Raw genomic sequence first — 15900 nt, 5'->3', positions numbered from 1 at the left:
TACATCCCTACATCTTAAAACTTGAATTATTATGGCTAAAAAAAGCACTATTCAAACAGAAAAAGTAAATGCTCACATTGTAGAATGGCTGAAAAATTATGCTGAGAATGCAAAAGTAAATGGTTTTGTAATTGGAATTTCCGGTGGAGTTGATTCTGCAGTTACTTCTACTTTATGTGCTCAGACCGGCTTAAAGGTTCTATGTGTTGAAATGCCAATTCATCAGGCAGAAAGTCAGGTTTCAAGAGGAAAAGAACATATTGAACAATTAAAAAAACGTTTCCCAAATGTTTCAGATGTACAAACAGATCTAACCGCAACTTTTGAAGCTTTTAAAAATGCAGTTCCTACTTCAGAAGAAGAAGCGAAAATAAATTTATCATTAGCAAATACACGTGCTCGTTTGAGAATGACTTCTTTATATTATTTAGCCGGAATTCATGGTTTGTTAGTTGCAGGTACCGGTAACAAAGTAGAAGATTTCGGTGTTGGTTTTTATACAAAATACGGAGACGGAGGAGTTGATTTGAGTCCGATTGCTGATTTAATGAAGTCTGATGTTTATGCACTTGGAGAATTTTTAACAATTCCAAACTCAATTTTAACAGCTGCTCCTACAGATGGTTTGTTTGGCGACAACAGAACCGATGAAGATCAATTAGGTGCAAGTTATGACGAACTCGAATGGGCAATGCTGGCCGAAGAAGCAGGAAATACAGCTACTGATTATAACGGCAGAGAAAAAACTGTCTTTGAAATCTATAAACGTTTAAACACCAGCAACAAGCATAAAATGGAAGAGATACCTGTGTGTATGATACCAAAAACGTTAAAATAAAATTTTTAACATTTGTCAGCTATAAACTACAGAATTTATTTATTAATTTTACAGCTCCAAAAACAATGAACAATTCTAAAAAGGTAAAATTATGATTAAAGTATGTCTAGCAGACAACCACCCTGTGACTCACTTTGGCGTTAAGTCGTATTTTAAAGACCATGACCAAATTTCAATTGTCGCCAACGTAGGTAATTTTTCAATGGTAAGAGACATTCTTCAAACGAAGGAGATTGACATCCTGATTCTGGATCTGGAATTAGAAGGTCTTTCAAGCATCTTTGAAGTTAAGTCGATTCTGAAAAATTTCCCAAAAACGAAAATTGTAATTTTCAGCGATCTGGCCGAGCAAATGTACGCTCCTAATGCAATCAAAGCTGGAGTTTCCGGGTATGTGCACAAAACAGAAAAACTTGAAACATTAGGTGTTTCAATTATTAAGGTACACGAAGGAAAAGTTATTATTAACGAAACTGTACGTAAAAACATGGCACTTATTGCTAAGCAAAGCAAAAGTGAACGTTTGTACAGAAAACTTTCTAACCGTGAAATCGAAGTTTTACGTTACTTAAGTGACGGTAAGAAAAACAATGAAATTTCTAAAATTTTAAACCTGAACGAAAAAACAATTAGTACTTATAAACTAAGACTATTGACTAAATTGAATGTAACTAATTTAGTTGACCTGGTTAATAAGGCTAAGACTTTAGAAATCATTTAAATTAATGCCATACTGATTTGCTTAAACGAATCAGAAATGTGAAAGCTCTATATTTTTCAATATAGAGCTTTTGTTTTTTATGAATGATAAGGAACGATAACCCTACCCAGTTTTTTTGAAAAATTATTAAGTAGCTTTGAATAATCAACAACCATCGATAATATTTCTGAATTGTCTTCCTTCGGATCATTCAACAAGGTATTTTTTAATTCATGGATAATTTTAGAAATTAAATACCATCTCATTGAAAAAATAGTATCAGATACATTCTGCTCTATAGTTGCATTTTTGTGTTTTGGAAAAATATTCTGTCCTTCCCAATTATGAATGGTCAGTCTTTCATCTTCCATTAAGATATTTGTTACTTCCTGAGCAAATTCAGGCTGTAGGTGCATCAAATATTTATCCAAGCTAAAAGTCTCACTCTGATTATAAAAATCAATTATATTACTAAAAATATTTTGAAATAATTGATTTGATAATTCTACCTCGTCTTCCTGCAAACTAAGGTAAACTTTCTCATAAACTTTATACTGCCTTTTTTCTGTGACCTCTTTTACATTTCCTTCTTCATCAGCTTTTAAGAAAACGTCTTCAAAATTTTCTGTAACACTTCCGTAGAGTAATAAAATTTCAATGATTTTTCTTTCTAAACCGTACAAAATATCTGTTTTTTCAGACGGCTGTTCCATATCTCCAGGAAAAGTAGGGTCATCGTAATACCTGGGGTCATCCGGCGGATAATTATTTCTATGAACTTCAAAAGCTTTTTGTTCTTGTTTTTGTTTTTTACCGGCTTCAGAAATCTCTTTTTGAGTTAACTGGGCGAGCGTACTTACAAGCACCTGCTCAGAAATATCCATAATTCGGGCGCATTCCTGAACATATACTTCACGCTGGATGCGATCCGGAATTTTAGAAATACTAGTAACCATATCGCGAATCAAATCGGCTTTTTTAATAGGATCGTTTTTTGCTTCGCCTATCAAAATGGAAGCTTTAAACTGGATAAAATCTTTACTGTTATTCTCCAGATAAGCTACTAGATCATTATGCGAATTTTTTCTGGCAAAACTATCAGGATCTTCTCCATCCGGAAATGCACATACCCTTACATTCATTCCTTCTTCAAGAATCAAATCGATCCCACGTATTGCAGCACGAAGTCCTGCAGCATCACCATCAAAGAGCACCGTAATATTTCTCGTTAATCTATTTACGAGCCTAATCTGATCAGGTGTCAGGGCTGTTCCCGATGAAGCGACTACATTCTCAATTCCGGCCTGATTAAACTGGATGACATCAGTGTAACCTTCAACCAAATAACAATTATTTTGTTTAGCGATTGACTGTTTAGCCTGAAAAATTCCGTAAAGCACTTTACTTTTATGGTAAATATCACTTTCGGGTGAATTCAGGTATTTTGCAGCTTTTTTGTCATTAGTTAAAATACGTCCTCCAAATCCCAAAACCCGTCCCGACATACTATGAATCGGAAACATTACACGTCCTTTAAAACGGTCAAAAGGTCTGTCTTCTCTTGCAATGGTTAAACCGGTACTTTCCAGAAATTCCAGTTTGTATCCTTTTCCTAATGCTTCTTTTGTAAGTGCATCCCAGGTTTCAGGAGAATATCCTAATCCAAATTTTTTAATGGTTTCATTTGTAAAGCCTCTTTCTTTAAAATAAGATAATCCAATAGCTTTACCTTCTTCAGAATTTAAAAGTGTATCATTAAAATATTTGGCAGCAAATTCTGAAACCAGATACATACTTTCACGAACATCAGTTATGGCTTTTTCTGCATCTGTCTGTTCTGTCTCTTCAATTTCAATATTGTATTTTTTGGCCAGGTACCGAATAGCTTCGGGATAGGTAAATTGTGAATGTTCCATGAGGAATTTTACAGAATTCCCTCCTTTTCCTGTGCTAAAATCTTTCCAGATTCCTTTTGCAGGCGACACCATAAACGACGGAGAACGCTCATCTGAGAATGGACTCAGACCTTTAAAGTTACTTCCGGCACGTTTTAAATTGACAAAATCACCAATAACCTCCTCTACACGAGCAGTTTCAAAAACAGTATCAATTGTATTTTGTGAAATCAAAATGTAAAAATATTTTAAAGTTGAGAGCCTGTAAAAGTACGTAAATCATCTTTTAAAACTTAATGATTTAGCATAAAAAAACACCTCTTTCGAAGTGCTTTCTATTAACTAACCAAACTGCATTCTTAATTAAAATCAAATCTCAAACCTAATGAAATATTATTTTCTTTAATTAAATTATCCTGAAATAACGGATTCAAATCATACTTCATATACAAACTCAATTCCTTGTAACCGATGTACGAACTTAATCCGTAAATGAAATTATTTACATTGTATTCGCCTTTTATTGTGGTTTTATATTTTAAATCATCTTCTTCAAATTTTAAAATTTGTTTCGATTTTACGTTAATACCGGCATAGCCTCCAACTCCAAAACGGAAACTTTTATGGGTTCTGAAATAAGTATTTCCGTTACTTTCTTTAGGTTTAGTAAAATCAAATTCTAAATGAACCGGCACAACTAAGTATACATTTCTAAAGCGTGATTCTTTTAAATTTACAGGATTGACTACTAACTCGGTCTGATCACCGTTTACTACAAAACTGCGATTATTGGTTGGACGAATATTGTTATACATTAACGAAAGTCCGTATTTGGCATGCAGCAAATTATCATTTTTCATTAATCGTGAATTATAAGTAAAACCCCATTCGTAAAAATGTGAGCCCATAAACTTATAATTAGAATCCTGCAGTTCCCCATCTGCTATTATGTTATTGAGACCCGCTGCAAAAACAAATTGGGAGGTAGTCCTTTTTTCTCCACGAATCGAGTCTTTTTTGTGCCAATCGTTTTTATCCCAATGAATTATTAATCTGCCTTTCTTTGTAGAATCCTGTTCTTTTAGTTTTCCATCGACTTTTTGCTGAACCAAATCATTAAGTTCATTTTGTGCGAGGGTTACTTTCTCTTCGATAATTACAGCTCTCGCCTCAGCCAGTTCTTTTTTGCGTTTTTCAGCCTGTTCACCGGTAATTACACCGTTTGAAAGCTGTACGTTTATTTCTTCGACTTCTTTTTTAAGGGTTTCTTTTTCCTCTTTAGTAATTTTTTCAATTTTATTTGCAATTTGTTTTGCCCTTGATTCAAAAGTTTCTTGTCCCAGCACTTTACTGACAAATAAAAAGACTAAAATAACGAGGTAAATGGTAAAATTTTTCATGATTGATTTTGATTTTTTGATTGATGATTGTTGTTATTACTATTATTATATCCTGATTTAAACTTGGTATTGAGTTTGACACTGCCATTGAGTTTGAAAAATTTATTCCTGATTTCGATTTGCAACGGCAACCTTTACAGTTTGGTAGTTTTTATTGACTTTTGAAATTACCTTTTCCCGAAACGAAAGCTCTAATTCTCCATCGACCTGATTAAGCAAATCACTGGCATTGACTTTTATTTTAGTTTTTGGCTTAGCCGAATTTTCAGCTACAATATTATTTTCAGCCGTTTGTAATAACTGATCGACATTTGAATTTTTTGGATTTTCGATAATTGCAGTTTGATTGTTGATTGATTGTTTTTCCTGATTGTTTTTGATGATGACTGAAGACTCCGCTATTTGATTTTGTTCATTTTTAATAATTTTATTTGAGATTTGATTACGCTTTTTTTGTTCTTTATTTAAATTTTCCTTTGAATATTTTTCTGTAACAGCAATTTCTGCCTCTGTTGAATTAGCATTATTCAAAACCGGTTTTTCAACGGAATCTTTTTTAGTATTCTCTTCAATAACAACTTTCTTTGGCGTTTCAACTGTATTTTTATTTTGATTAAAAAAGAAAGTTCCAGCCAATAAAAATCCCAAAACACTCGCTGCGATGTACAACCATTTTCTATTCTTTTTTGGTCTGTTTTCTTCAACAACACTCAACATTGCATCTATTCTGTCCCAGGCTTTATTGCTTGGTTCAATAGCACGCTGATTTAGTTTTTCACGGAAATCCTTTTCAAAATTATTCGGTTCCATTTTCTTGTTTTTTTAAAATAGTAATTTGTGTTTGCAGCATTTTCCTTGCATGCGATAATTGCGATTTTGATGTTCCTTCATTAATCCCCAACATCTTGGCAATTTCATTGTGTTTGTAACCTTCAATTGCATATAAATTGAAAACCATTTTATACCCATCCGGCAAAGCATCAATCAAAAACTGAATCTGATCTACGGTAAAATGACTGTCGATTTCGTTAAAGCTTTCTTCGGTAAAAAATTCATCTTCCGCAAATTTTACTTTTTTCTGAACTCTTAAATACGAAATACATTCGTTTACCATAATCCGGCGGATCCACCCTTCAAAACTTCCTTTGTGTTCAAACTTATTTAAATTGGTAAACACTTTCATAAAAGCGGTTATCATTACATCTTCTGCCAGCTGAATGTCCTTTATATATTGTCGGCACACGCTTAACATTTTAGAAGAAAACTTACTATAAATCTGCTGCTGTGCCTGTCGATTATTTTCGACAGCCAGCTTTATGATTTTGGTTTCTTCCTGATGTAACTGAATAATTTTCATTAATAAGCGTACAGATTTTGTTTTACTAACAGACTTCTATTAGCATAGACGAGATAAGTTTTAAAATGGTTGCATGAGGATGATAAAAAAAATTCCAAAATTTAAATTCCAAATTCCAACCAATAGAATATTAAACTGATTTACAACAAAGTAAATCAATTGTCTAATTTTATAATTGACAAATTATCTAATTATTTCTTTCTTTCAATAACGTAGTTCACCATCAAAATAAGTGCGTCTTTGAATTCAGAATCTGCATAATTCTCTAAAAGGGAAAGTGCTTCCTGCTGGAATTCGACCATTTTATTTTCGGCGTAAGCCAGGCCATTGTTGTTTTTTACAAAAGCAATCACTTCTTTTACACGCTTTTTGTCTTTGTTGTGGTTTTTGATGGAGTTGATCAGCCACTTTTTTTCCTGTGGGGTACAGGTATTCAAAACATGAATTAAAGGCAAAGTCATTTTTTGCTCCTTAATATCGATTCCGGTTGGTTTACCGATAGCTTCTTCGCTGTAATCGAATAAATCGTCTTTAATTTGAAAAGCCATTCCGATAAGCTCACCAAATTTACGCATATTCTCAACCTGAACATCTTCTTCAATTACCGATTTAGCGCCAAGTGCACAGCAGGCCGCAATAAGCGTAGCCGTTTTTTTTCGGATGATTTCATAATAAATATCTTCGGTAATGTCGAGTCTTCGGGCTTTTTCAATCTGAAGCAATTCACCTTCACTCATTTCACGCACGGCAACAGAAATGATTTTAAGCAAATCAAAATCCCCATTATCGATTGAAAGCAAAAGTCCTTTTGAAAGTAAATAATCACCAACCAAAACAGCAATTTTATTTTTCCAAAGTGCATTGATAGAGAAAAATCCACGGCGACGGTTACTATCATCGACCACGTCATCGTGAACTAAGGTAGCAGTATGAATCAGCTCTATTACCGATGCTCCACGATAAGTTCTTTCGTTTACAATACCTCCTGAAACCATTTTTGCAGTCAGAAAAACAAACATCGGACGCATTTGTTTTCCTTTTCGGTTTACGATGTAATAAGTGATACGGTTCAGTAATGCAACCTTTGAAGTCATCGATTCATGAAACTTTTTTTCGAAAAGTTCCATTTCATTAAAAATAGGCTGCTTTATTTGAGAAGTAATATTCATTTCGTTTTCAAATATACTATTTTAAATAAAAAAACGTTGTTTATTTTTAAGTTAGTATATGAACATTTTATATACTAATTCCAAAAACACCAAAAAAACATCTAATTCTAATACCTAATTTGAATTCGTTAATTATAAAGTAGAACTTAAATTATTTATTATGAAAACAAAATTTTTATTAATAGGAACCTGCATTACATTAACCTTTTTTGTTGGTTGTAATTCTGATGAAAATACAAATGAAGGAACAGCTAAAACAATTTCTAATGAGGAAATTATCACCAATTCTAAAATTGATGCCTCGATAGAAGACGTCACCAATATTGCCGAAAATCAATTTACCACACAACAAAACATCAGCAACAAAGCCGAAGGAACGATTAAAAACTACCTGCCAAGTTGCGCTACGATTACTACGGTTTTAACCAACAATACCTGGACAAGTACTGTTGATTTTGGTGCTGAAGGCTGTACACTTGAAAACGGAAATTCAGTAAAAGGAAAAATGGTTATTTCATTTTCGAATGATTTTTCTGCTTCAACACAAACTATCAGTTATACTTTTGAAGGATTTTATCATAATGGCAGAAAACTTCAGGGAAGCAAAAGCATCATCAGAACTAAAAAATCAACTGATCTACAAACAGAAGCACATCCGGTTTTAACAGCAGCTGTTGATTTGACCATTACTTTTGATGACGGAGGCGTTTATACCCGAAAAGGAACTTTGACCAAAGAAACCATTGCAGGATACGATACCAGGTTTAATTGGGAAGACAATGTTACTGTTGTCACAGGAAGCGGAACCACAACCTTCCCGAATGGTGATACTTTCACAGCAGAAATCACAACACCTCTTGAATTTAACGGTACCTGTAAAAAACCATTTGCGCTAAAAGGAATTTTATCCATAACAAAAAATGGAGCAAATGCCATTGTTGATTACGGAAACGGAGACTGCAATACTCTTGTAAACGTAACCAAAGATGGTATAACTACAGAAATAGATTTGAAAAAATAACCCCTTTTTTGCCCAAAAAAGAAAAGCATTAAAACAAGTACGAATCCTGTTTTAATGCTTTTATTTTTTAGTTATACAAACTTAACCTTCTTTATTTGCTAATTGTCCGCAGGCAGCATCAATATCTTTACCGCGGCTTCGGCGTACTTTTACCACTACTCCTATATTTTCCAATGCTTTTATGTAAGCCATAATGGATTCTTCTGAAGCCTGTTGAAATTCTCCATCATCAATTGGGTTGTATTCGATTAAATTTACTTTGCAGGGCACATATTTGCAAAACTTAACCAGGGCATCAACTGAAGCTTTGTCATCGTTGATACCTTTCCAAACCACGTATTCGTAAGAGATTTTGCTTTTGGTTTTTCTGTACCAATATTCCAATGCTTCACGTAAATCTTTTAAGGGAAAATTTTTGCTGAAAGGCATAATTCTCGCGCGAACATCATCAATAGCAGAATGTAACGAAACAGCTAATTTGAATTTCACATCATCATCAGCCATTTTTTTAATCATTTTCGGAATTCCGGATGTGGAAACCATGATGCGTTTTGGCGACATTCCTAAACCTTCCGGTGAAGTAATCATATCAATTGCCTTGATCACATTGTTATAATTCATCAAAGGTTCACCCATTCCCATAAAAACAATATTCGAAAGCGGATGATTGTGATACAAACGGCTTTCCTTATCGATCGCCAGAACCTGATCGTAAATTTCGCCCGGTTCCAGATTTCGCATTCTTTTTAATCTGGCTGTTGCACAGAAATTACAATCCAGGCTGCACCCAACCTGACTGGAAACACAGGCTGTAGTTCTGGTTTCAGTAGGAATCAAAACTGATTCTACGACTAATCCATCATGCAGACGAACAGCATTTTTAACAGTTCCGTCCGTGCTGCGCTGCATCGTATCAACTTTAATATGATTGATTACGAAGTTATTCTCAAGCATTGCCCTTGTAGGTTTTGCTACATTGGTCATATCCTCAAAACTGTGTGCTCCCTTACTCCATAGCCATTCATAAACCTGATTTCCACGGAAAGCTTTGTCATTATTTGCGACAAAAAAATCACGTAACTGATCTTTTGATAAGGCTCTTATATCTTTTTTCTCAATTTGCATGGTGCAAAGTTAATCACTTTTGTTATTTTTTTCCAGTTTTTGATACCATTGTTATTCCAAACTGAAAAAATTGAACATTAAACTCAATATTTATACGAACAGAAACAAACTATGGTACAATGTATTAACATTTTCAACAAATCATAATTATACATTTCAAACATCAATTGTCCTTACGATTATAAGGCTATAATACCATTTTAAGCATGATTTTTATCAGCTTCTTTGCTATGAATTCGCAATAAATTTGACTCAAGAAAAAGATACTAATTCTATAAGGTAGTAACAAAAATCTGATTATAGAAAATATCATAAATGATTTTAACTTAAATACAGCATACCATGAAAACAATCCAATTAATTTTATTGACATTAGTAATCAGCATATTGTCATTGCAAGTAAACGCACAAAAAAAATATACTATAGCAAAAGCAGTTTTTGAAGTTACCGGCACTTCAACAGTACACGACTGGTCAATGAAATCTACTGAAGGAACCGGAAATGCAAACCTCATTGTTACGGATTCTAAACTAACAGACATAAAAAGCTTAACGATTACATTAAATGCAGAAAGCATAAAAAGCAGTAAAACAAGTATGGATGAAGTCGCTTACGAGGCTTTAGATACCAAAAATCACAAAATTGTCAGATACGTTCTAAAATCTGCAGATAAAGTAAATGAAACAACGTGGGATTTCACCGGATCTTATACCATTGCCGGCGTAAGCAGAGATTTCAAAACACAGGTAAGAATAACGGCTAACGAAAATGGAAATTTTACTTTGAAGGGTTCTAACCGGGTAACTTTTGGAGATTTTGAAATGGCGCCTCCAACCGCAGCTCTTGGAGTAGTGAGAACAGGAAAAGATCTGACCATTTTATTCAATATCACTTTAACTGATTTTGCAAAAAATGAAAATATTTTAGTCATCAAATAGTAACAACGATGACTTTGATAAATTGTATTTTAAAGAAGTAAAATTATTTGCAAAAAAATCAGCTTCCAAAGTCGGAAACAAAATTTTTGGCACGGGAATTGTCTTGCACTCAAAAGAAAAATAATCTTACAAAGAGCGCTTAATTTTAAAATTTGTACTTTTATTTTTTCAGCTTTATAACCTTTATATTTTAATCAATTTAAAAACATTAATTAATCATGAAAAAACAAATTTTAAGCTTAGCAGTTATCGCTTTATTAGCATTCGGAGTTCAGTCTTGCGGAGACAAAAAAGAAACTAAACCGGAAGAAGAATTAACTCTTGGAAACAGAGTAGATTCATTGACAACAGATATTGAAGAGGTAAAAGACAGTGCAGTTGTTAAAGCAGAAAATGCAGCCGAAAAAGCAAAAGCTGCTACTGAAGAAGCAAAAGAAAAAACGAAACAAACAGTTGAAGAAGTAAAGGAAGCCACTAAAAAAGGAGCCGAAAAAGTGGAAGCTGCTGTGAAAGCTGCAAAAGACGGAACAGTGAAAACTGCAAAAGACGTAAATGAAGCCTTGAAAAAATAATTTCATCAGAATTAAAAACCAAACCATTCGCTAAACGAATGGTTTTTTTTATGCAAAAAAGTTACCCGATATTTTTTGTATTTTTGGACTTTAAATTTAGAAGATCATACCATGCATTTTATATCACAGGAATTAGAAGATTATATCGAACAACATTCTGAAAACGAACCGGAATTGTTAGCCAAACTAAACAAAGAAACATACCAAAAAATCCTTTTACCAAGAATGTTAAGCGGACATTTTCAGGGACGTGTTTTAAGCATGTTATCGAAATTAATCCGACCTGTGAATATCTTGGAAATTGGCACTTATACGGGTTATGCTGCTTTGTGTTTATGTGAAGGAATGCAGGATAACGGGCAATTGCATACGATTGATATTAAAGAAGAACTGGTTGATTTTCAGCGTAAGTATTTTGACGCATCACCTTGGGGAACACAAATTTTTCAGCATTTAGGTGAAGCAGTCGATATTATTCCAACTCTGGATGTGAAGTTTGATTTGGTTTTTATTGATGCCGATAAAGAAAACTACATTAATTACTGGGAAATGATTGTTCCTAAAATGAATAAAGGCGGAATCATTTTATCTGATAATGTTCTATGGAGCGGCAAAATCCTGGAACCGGTACATCCCAATGATGTTAGCACGAAAATACTTTTAGAATACAATTTACTTTTGAAAAATGATCCAAGAGTAGAAACGGTTTTATTACCAATTCGCGATGGATTGACAGTTTCGAGAGTACTTTAATTTCTTAGCCGCTAAGATTCTGAGATTTCCACCAAAAACTATTTTAATGAGCCATTTACACCAAATAAATTCTAACGGTTTTACAATCATAAATCAGATATACACCGAAACTGAAATTGAAAAATTAATTTCTTTGATTGAAAATAGAACTGAAAGTAATCCTGAAAATTGCATTTTCAGGAAGTCTCAGGATTTATTTGCTATCAGACAATTTCATAAAGAAGTACCTGAAACGTTGAATTTTATTTTTAATCAAAATTTAAAGGATATTATGGAAGATACTTTTGGAAAAGGCTATTTCATACCAAATCCATTTATTTCGACAAGCCTGAGAAATCAAATTGGTTTGTGGCGTATCATCAGGACCTTACTATTTCTGTCGATAAAAAAATTGAGATTGATAATTTTGAAAACTGGACTGTAAAACAAAATCAGTTTGCAGTCCAGCCTCCCGTAGCAATTCTGGAAGATAATTTTACCATCAGAATTCATATTGATAAAACCACAAAAGATAATGGCGCTTTGAAAGTGATCAATGATTCGCATTCAAAAGGAATTTTGAGACTTGAAAATATGGATTTTGAAAACGAAAAAGAAATGATTTGCGAAGTTGAAAAAGGCGGCATCATGATTATGAAACCTTTATTGTTTCATGCTTCAAATAAAACTACAAATAACGAAAGAAGAAGGGTCATTCATATTGAATTTAGCAAACAGGAACTTCCTGACGGATTGGAATGAAGTGAGAAATCGGTTCTGCAGAATTAATTCTTTAGAAAACAAATGCCCTAGCCCGGATGGAAGCGGCATCCTTTTGTGCCGGGGTTCGGCGCAAAAGATATAGCGGACTGCCGGAAATGGCTCCCGAAAATTATCCAGGAAAATACTTTGGTTTTAAATTTTGATAGATTTTGAACATTAAAAATCCGAAAAGTGCTCCGAAGAAATAACCGGTAAGAATGTCTCCCGGATAATGTAAGCCTAAATAAATTCGGCTATAAGCGAAGATTAAAGGCCATAAAAACAAGAATCCCAAATACTTGAAATGGCGTTTTAAAACCAAAAACAAAAAGGTGGCAACAGCCATAGTATTGGCAGCATGGCCTGAGAAAAAACTGTATGATTTTCGGGATTGTACTACCCTGATAATGGTATTGATTTCAGGATTGTTACAAGGCCGTAAACGCTGAAAAGTGTTTTTAAATAAATTAGTTGTCTGATCTGTAAAAGCAATTAAAACTGCTATAAAAAGCAATAAATACAAGGTTTGTTTTCCGCCAATTTTTCTATAAATAAGAAAAAACATTAATAAAAAAACAGGAGTCCAATTTAACTGACTGGTGATTATGAGCCAGAATCTATCGTATGTTTCAGAACCTAAACTGTTCAGATAAACCAGTAAATTGGTATCTAATTCTTGTATTTTTTCAAGCATTATCTTTGGCGTTTTACAGGTCCTGCAATGGAATCAATATCTTCTTTTACTTTGTCAATTTCTGTGGCTGTGTCGCCCAGTAAATTGGTAGTATCACCTAATAACCCTGACTTGGCGTCATTTATCTGAGCATTGATGTTCCCTGTTATATCTGTAAGCGATTTGGCGTCAAGACCATTTGCCTCGGCTCCTTTTTGAATTTCGCTTTTAATATCATTGGTTGCATTTTTTAACTGTGCCATTGCCTTACCCATTGTGCGGGCCATTTCAGGCACTTTGTCTGAACCAAAAAGCATTAGTACTATAAACATTATAAAAACTAATTCTCCTCCTCCTATACCAAACATATCTTTTATTTTTTTGTGTCACAAAGATATTAATTTTTGCAACGGTGAGTTTTAAAATTAACTTAAAAAAAGACTCTTTTTGAGAGTCTTTCATGTTCTGTATTTAATCAAACTTTGATTTTTGTTCCGTTTTTGGCCAGGAATTGTTTGTTGTATCAATATCAGCAGTCATTAATTTCGGGTCTATCTGAATACTTCTGATTGCTTTTTCAGTCGCATAAACCTTTTTGGCAGTTTCATTATTTTTTCTCCAGATTTGAGCCGGATACTGGTAATTGTCTTTTGTACCGTCTTCATAAGTAATTTCAACAAGAATTGGCATAATCATTCCGCCAGGCTTATTAAATTCAACTTCATAAAAATATTTAGGCGATTTTAAACTTGCTTTTTCCTCTGCCGTAAAAGTTTGGTTTACGTAATCTGAAAGTGTTTTAAAATCTTCGACTTTTAAAGCTTTTTTATTCGAAGCACTTACTTCTGCATTATCTCCTGCTACCAAATAAACAAACGGTCCTTTTTCGTAACCGAAGCGGCCTTTTCTAACTTTAACGTCTTTGATATCCGCAGTTGGAGTTTCAGAAATATAATATTGTTTTACATCCTTGATTCCGATATCTACAAAATCCGTTGAATAAAACCATCCTCTCCAAAACCAGTCCAGATCTACAGCAGATGCATCTTCCATAGTTCTGAAGAAATCTTCAGGGGTTGGATGTTTGAACTTCCATCTGTTTGCATATGTCTTAAAAGCATAATCAAACAATTCCCTTCCCATTACTACTTCTCTCAGAATATTAAGTCCTGTCGCCGGCTTTCCGTAAGCGTTATTTCCAAATTGATGAATGGTTTCAGAATTTGACATAATAGGTTCCAAAAATTTCTGATCTCCACTCATATAAGGAACAATATTTTTTGCAGGTCCGCGTCTTGAAGGAAATTTTGGGTCTAATTCCTGTTCTGCCAGATATTCCAAAAACGAGTTCAAGCCTTCATCCATCCAGGTCCATTGACGCTCATCTGAGTTTACAATCATTGGAAAGAAAGTGTGACCTACTTCGTGGATTATTACGCCAATCATTCCGTTTTTAACTTCTCTGCTTGTCACGCCATTTTCATCCGGACGTCCGTAATTCCAGCAAATCATTGGATATTCCATTCCCTGATCTTCAGCAGAAACTGAAACAGCCTTTGGATAAGGATAATCAAATGTGTGCGAAGAATAGCTTTTTAAAGTATGAGCAACAACCATTGTCGAAGTTTCTCCCCATAACGGATTTGCTTCTTTTGGATAAACGGATTCAGCCATTACGGTTCTGTTTCCAATTTTCACAGCCATTGCATCGTAAATGAATTTTCTTGAAGAAGCAATTCCGAAATCACGTACATTTTTCGCACTGAATTTCCATGTTTTTTTCTTTTCAGAAAAACCTTTTTCAGCTGCTTCAGCTTCTGCCTGAGTTACAATTACAACTGGTTTGTCAAAAGATTTTTGAGCCTGTTCGTAACGTTTTACCTGTTCCGCAGTAAAAACTTCGCTTCTGTTTGTCAATTCTCCTGTTGCATCGATAACATGATCGGCAGGAACCGTAATATTTACATCAAAATTTCCAAATGGCAAGGCGAATTCTCCGCTTCCCCAGAACTGCATATTCTGCCAGCCTTCAACATCGTTATAAACCGCCATTCTTGGATAAAATTGGGCAATAACGTATAATTTATTTCCGTCTTTTTCAAATAGTTCATAACCGGAACGTCCGCCTTCTTTTCTGTAATTATTGATATTATACCACCATTTGATAGCTAATGAAAATTTTTCTCCGGGTTTTAATGGAGAAGCCAGATTAATACGCATCATCGTTTCGTTGATGTTGTATGACATTGGATTTCCTTTAGCATCTTTTACATATTCGATATTAAAACCACGTTCTAGATCTTTCTTTAAATATTTACCCGAAAATCCTTCTAACGGCAATACCTGATTAATTTTTTCACCTTCAGCCAAAGTCGATTGCGTATTGGCTTTCGCCTGATTTTGATCCAGCTGGATCCATAAATATTCTAAGCTGTCAGGTGAATTATTAGTATAGGTTATCGTTTCAGATCCGCTTAATTTTGAATTTTTATCATCGAGTTCAATATCAATCTTGTAGTCTGCCTGTTGTTGATAGTAAGCAGGACCCGGCGCACCTGATGCTGTACGAAACATATTTGGCGTAGCCATCAAATCATACATCTGGCTAAACTTGTTCGTATCATACTTTCCTTGTTGTTTTGGAGCAACAGTCGTATTTTTCTCCTGAGCTACAAGCATAGCAGGGAAAAGCAATAGTAATGAAAGTCTTTTCATAA

General features: G+C 34.1%; 17 protein-coding genes. 8 read left to right on the top strand and 9 right to left on the bottom strand.

Annotation, left to right across the window (positions count from 1 at the left end; genetic code table 11):
* Positions 1 to 31 precede the first annotated feature (31 nt).
* Positions 32 to 838: an NAD(+) synthase gene (gene nadE, locus DMB68_RS22800; RefSeq protein WP_110348934.1), complete on the top strand. Its 807-nt coding sequence runs from the start codon at positions 32 to 34 to the stop codon at positions 836 to 838.
* A 91-nt stretch (positions 839 to 929) separates the two neighbouring features.
* The gene (locus DMB68_RS22795) at positions 930 to 1559 is read left to right on the top strand and encodes a response regulator transcription factor (RefSeq protein ID WP_007810686.1); all 630 of its coding nucleotides are present in this window, start codon (positions 930 to 932) and stop codon (positions 1557 to 1559) included.
* A 77-nt stretch (positions 1560 to 1636) separates the two neighbouring features.
* Here DMB68_RS22795 and dnaG read toward each other — a convergent pair whose 3' ends face one another.
* The 5 genes from dnaG to DMB68_RS22770 form a co-directional block, all read right to left on the bottom strand.
* Positions 1637 to 3667 (bottom strand): DNA primase, encoded by a 2031-nt coding sequence (gene dnaG, locus DMB68_RS22790; RefSeq protein WP_110348933.1) that lies wholly within the window; start codon positions 3665 to 3667, stop codon positions 1637 to 1639.
* Positions 3668 to 3792: 125 nt separating this feature from the next.
* Complete coding sequence (locus DMB68_RS22785) at positions 3793 to 4833, bottom strand: hypothetical protein (RefSeq protein WP_110348932.1); 1041 nt, start codon at positions 4831 to 4833, stop codon at positions 3793 to 3795.
* Positions 4834 to 4935: 102 nt separating this feature from the next.
* Positions 4936 to 5643, bottom strand: a complete 708-nt coding sequence (locus DMB68_RS22780; RefSeq protein ID WP_110348931.1) for a hypothetical protein — start codon at positions 5641 to 5643, stop codon at positions 4936 to 4938.
* Positions 5630 to 6190, bottom strand: a complete 561-nt coding sequence (locus DMB68_RS22775) for an RNA polymerase sigma factor (protein WP_110348930.1) — start codon at positions 6188 to 6190, stop codon at positions 5630 to 5632. The genes DMB68_RS22780 and DMB68_RS22775 overlap by 14 nt, the downstream gene beginning before the upstream one ends.
* 191 nt (positions 6191 to 6381) lie before the next feature.
* A complete protein-coding gene (locus DMB68_RS22770; protein ID WP_110348929.1) occupies positions 6382 to 7359 on the bottom strand; it encodes a polyprenyl synthetase family protein in 978 nt (325 codons plus the stop codon).
* 160 nt (positions 7360 to 7519) lie between these two features.
* Here DMB68_RS22770 and DMB68_RS22765 point away from each other — a divergent pair, with 160 nt between their 5' ends.
* Entirely contained in the window at positions 7520 to 8380 is an 861-nt protein-coding gene (locus tag DMB68_RS22765; protein WP_110348928.1) for a hypothetical protein, read from the top strand.
* Between the two features lie 81 nt (positions 8381 to 8461).
* Here the strand turns inward: DMB68_RS22765 and rlmN are convergent, their stop codons facing one another.
* Positions 8462 to 9505 (bottom strand): 23S rRNA (adenine(2503)-C(2))-methyltransferase RlmN, encoded by a 1044-nt coding sequence (gene rlmN / locus DMB68_RS22760; RefSeq protein WP_110348927.1) that lies wholly within the window; start codon positions 9503 to 9505, stop codon positions 8462 to 8464.
* A gap of 342 nt (positions 9506 to 9847) precedes the next feature.
* Here rlmN and DMB68_RS22755 point away from each other — a divergent pair, with 342 nt between their 5' ends.
* The 5 genes from DMB68_RS22755 (at position 9848) to DMB68_RS23765 (ending at position 12510) form a co-directional block, all read left to right on the top strand.
* A complete protein-coding gene (locus DMB68_RS22755) occupies positions 9848 to 10444 on the top strand; it encodes a YceI family protein (protein ID WP_110348926.1) in 597 nt (198 codons plus the stop codon).
* A 218-nt stretch (positions 10445 to 10662) separates the two neighbouring features.
* Complete coding sequence (locus DMB68_RS22750; protein WP_110348925.1) at positions 10663 to 11016, top strand: hypothetical protein; 354 nt, start codon at positions 10663 to 10665, stop codon at positions 11014 to 11016.
* 111 nt (positions 11017 to 11127) lie between these two features.
* Positions 11128 to 11769, top strand: a complete 642-nt coding sequence (locus tag DMB68_RS22745; protein WP_110348924.1) for an O-methyltransferase — start codon at positions 11128 to 11130, stop codon at positions 11767 to 11769.
* A gap of 46 nt (positions 11770 to 11815) precedes the next feature.
* Positions 11816 to 12193 carry a C2 domain-containing protein gene (locus DMB68_RS23770; protein ID WP_317047383.1) on the top strand — a complete coding sequence of 126 codons (378 nt, stop codon included), beginning with the start codon at positions 11816 to 11818 and terminating at the stop codon, positions 12191 to 12193.
* Entirely contained in the window at positions 12082 to 12510 is a 429-nt protein-coding gene (locus DMB68_RS23765) for a phytanoyl-CoA dioxygenase family protein (protein WP_394335926.1), read from the top strand. The genes DMB68_RS23770 and DMB68_RS23765 overlap by 112 nt, the downstream gene beginning before the upstream one ends.
* A gap of 130 nt (positions 12511 to 12640) precedes the next feature.
* Here the strand turns inward: DMB68_RS23765 and DMB68_RS22735 are convergent, their stop codons facing one another.
* From DMB68_RS22735 to DMB68_RS22725, 3 genes are all read right to left on the bottom strand, one after another.
* A complete protein-coding gene (locus DMB68_RS22735) occupies positions 12641 to 13204 on the bottom strand; it encodes a phosphatase PAP2 family protein (protein WP_110348923.1) in 564 nt (187 codons plus the stop codon).
* Positions 13204 to 13551, bottom strand: a complete 348-nt coding sequence (locus DMB68_RS22730) for a Sec-independent protein translocase subunit TatA/TatB (protein ID WP_110348922.1) — start codon at positions 13549 to 13551, stop codon at positions 13204 to 13206. Before DMB68_RS22730 ends, DMB68_RS22735 begins: the two co-directional genes overlap by 1 nt.
* Before the next feature lie 103 nt (positions 13552 to 13654).
* Complete coding sequence (locus DMB68_RS22725; protein ID WP_110348921.1) at positions 13655 to 15898, bottom strand: M1 family metallopeptidase; 2244 nt, start codon at positions 15896 to 15898, stop codon at positions 13655 to 13657.
* Positions 15899 to 15900 lie beyond the last annotated feature (2 nt).

Origin of the sequence: Flavobacterium hydrophilum (assembly GCF_003202405.1) — a bacterium.
GTDB lineage: Bacteria > Bacteroidota > Bacteroidia > Flavobacteriales > Flavobacteriaceae > Flavobacterium > Flavobacterium hydrophilum.
Note: the sequence above shows the minus strand (reverse complement) of the source record. Positions and strands in the feature narration are given on the sequence as shown.